This is a genomic window from Dehalococcoidales bacterium (assembly GCA_030698765.1).
Lineage (GTDB): Bacteria > Chloroflexota > Dehalococcoidia > Dehalococcoidales > UBA2162 > JAUYMF01.
This window is the reverse complement of the sequence record JAUYMF010000151.1, coordinates 1-2,625: the sequence shown is the minus strand read 5'-3', so window position 1 is coordinate 2,625 and position 2,625 is coordinate 1. Positions and strand designations below refer to the sequence as shown.

The 2,625-nt window shown below is 54.1% G+C and carries 3 protein-coding genes; all 3 read right to left on the bottom strand.

The genetic code is table 11. The annotated features are described in order from the left end of the window. A partial coding sequence (locus tag Q8Q07_07350; GenBank protein ID MDP3880099.1) for an NAD(P)-binding domain-containing protein occupies window positions 1-260 on the bottom strand: 260 nt, incomplete at its 3' end. Window positions 261-478: 218 nt separating this feature from the next. Then, a complete protein-coding gene (locus Q8Q07_07345; GenBank protein ID MDP3880098.1) occupies window positions 479-2,068 on the bottom strand; it encodes a radical SAM protein in 1,590 nt (529 codons plus the stop codon). Window positions 2,069-2,507: 439 nt separating this feature from the next. Then, window positions 2,508-2,625: R3H domain-containing nucleic acid-binding protein (locus tag Q8Q07_07340; protein MDP3880097.1), on the bottom strand; the 118-nt coding region annotated here is incomplete at its 5' end.

Sequence of the window (2,625 nt, the reverse complement as noted above, 5' to 3'; positions counted from 1 at the left end):
CTCTGTCCGGGATGCCATCTTACCTCTGAGGTGACCTGGCCGATAGCCCCGTCCGGAGTGGTGATAAAGACAAGCTCGGCGGCATCAGCCACAGCCTGGGCGCTACTGACGGCACGGCACCCTTTGACTGACTGCGCCAGTTTCTCAGCGGAGGTCTGGCTGCGACTTGATACCGCCACTACAGCGCAACCTTTCTCGCTTAACCTGATGGCCATTGCGGTACCGACAGTCCCGGCGCCGATAAATCCTAACTTCAGCACTTTTACTTTCCTCTCCATATAGAAACTAAAAAAGCCTTCTCCGACACGCCAGAGAAGGCTCGTAAAATACCCCCATATTCTTACCGTCTCGGTCGTATCCGATCCAAGCGATCCCAGCTTTTTAATGTTCCCGCCAAGCGCTCACCGCCATAAGGTCGATGGCTTATCACTTGGCAAAAAGAATCTTAACATAGTCAGGGTGGTATGTCAATTATCTTCTAACCCATCGCCCGGTTTAGCTCGCGTTCCAGGTAAGTCATCGCCGTACCCGGGTCAATCACCGCCCAGGGTAGCTTTTCCGTGGTTGCCCACCGCCGGTGGGCGTAATGCTCAGCGTCCAGATGGTATGCGGCGGTGGCTCTACGCCAGCCGGACAATGACACCTTTTCCATACCGGCCAGGACTTCAGCCAGGCTGGTATCTCCCCGCGCCAAAACCCCCTGCACCTGGCTCCAGGCCAGGCTTTCGTTTTTAAGTTGAATTCCTTTCGGGAGCAGACTGTTCCGGAGTAAAGAAAGGCGGCGTTCCAGAATGGGCAGTTCTGCCATCGGCAACCACTGGAAGGGAGTACCCGCTTTCGGTATAAAGGGAGCGATACTCAGAATAATACGGCAGCCTGTTTGCTGCTTATCAAGAATAGTCTTACACTTGAGAGTCAGGTCGGCTATTGCCAGGACGTCGTCATCAGTCTCCGTGGGCAAGCCAATCATGAAGTAGAGCTTGAGCTGTTTGACACCCTGTTCGGCTACCTTGAGCATAGCGGCGAAGATGTCATCCTCGGAGATACCCTTTCTCAGCACCTGGCGCAGACGCTGGGAACCGGCCTCAGGCGCCAGGGCAATGGTCCTGGCGCCACTTCTGGTCAGCTCTCTCAGGGCAATAGCGGGCAGGGGTTTAATACGGAGCGAGCTGATGGACAGTTCCGCCCCCATCCCCTGCAGTCTGATTAAGAGTTCCTCAAGGTGCGGGTGGTCAGCCACTGCCGGGCCCACCAGTCCCAGGCGTTTGCGGTGGCGCAGTCCTTCTTCAGCCTGAGCAAGGAGGTTATCCACGGAACGGTAGCGCATGGGACGGAATGTAGTGCTGACCAGGCAGAAGCGGCAGCCCCACCCGCAACCCCGCTCCGCCTCGATAAGATAAAGGTTACCCAGTTCCGTGTCCGGCGTGAGCACCACGGAGTGCGCCGGGAAAGCATCCAGGTCTTTCACCCACTGGCGGGCTACCGAGGTGCCGTCATTAGCCTTTGGTACGTAGAGGCCGGGTAATGAGGATAATTCCTGGAGTAACTGCGACCGACTGTCCTGCAACCCTGCGGAGAGCACCGGCAGCATGGCGGGCAGTATCGACTCCGCCTCACCGATACCAAGGCAGTCGAAGAAGGGGGCTAAAGGCATCGGGTTGGCGGTGACGCAGGGCCCGCCGGCGATAACCAGCGGGTGCCTTTCATCACGGTCGGCGGCGTAGAGGGGAATACCACTGGCTTTGAGAATATGAGGGATATTGAAGTAGTCAAGCTCGTAGGTGACGGAGAAGGCGATAACGGCGAAGTCAGTAAGCGGACGTCTGGATTCCAGGGATAGTACCGCCGGTGGCTGGGTCCCCGCTCCCGGTTCCCAGAAGGCGCGTTCGCAGACGATATCAGCGTAACCGTTAAGCAGGCTGTAGATGGCGTGGATGCCCAGGTTGGACATGCCCAGGTAGTAGGAGTTGGGATAGATGAGGGCGATGGGGATTCGGCCTCCCCAGTCTTTGAAGATGGTGCCGGTCTCACGGGAGAGGTATGGTCTGGTGTCTATCGGCTTTGCCATAATTTACATTATATACTAACCCTATCCCCTTTATCTCTCTCCCCTTGAAAAGGGGGAGAGGGAAGAAAAATTATTAAAGGGGCTTCGCCCCTTTTTAATCCCTCTTTTCCTTAAAACCTCCGTGCAGTTAGCACTACAGGTCGTTACTTTCTGCCAGCATAATGGCATTTATTTAACTAGTTCACACTGCTATGTACCTAGTAATTTTATATCGTGCTCGCTCTGTTCTATGTAAGAGTCCAGAATCGCACATATTTGAGATATAACTTCTGACTAAATGTTGATATGCAGGTCTTCCTCCCCATTTAGTAATCCGTAAATGCCTATCAGTAAGCTCTTTACGATTGCTAATTTCCTCATATATATCCTGCAAAGCTGCTTCCCCTCCGAGCGCTTCTATTGATTGATAAATTACCATTTCCCAATATTCCATTTTAGCTTACCCCTTATAAATCCGTACCCTTCTCAGGGGTTCTTTGCCGGAGCTTCTGGAGGCTAATTCATTCCTCTCGGCGATGAGGTGCTGGAGACGGCGGATATAGGCGCTCTGGGGACTT

Coding starts and splice junctions, on each gene's coding strand:
- Q8Q07_07345 (MDP3880098.1), bottom strand. CDS start 2,068: ATGGCAAAGCCGATAGACACCAGACCATACCTCTCCCGTGAGACCGGC.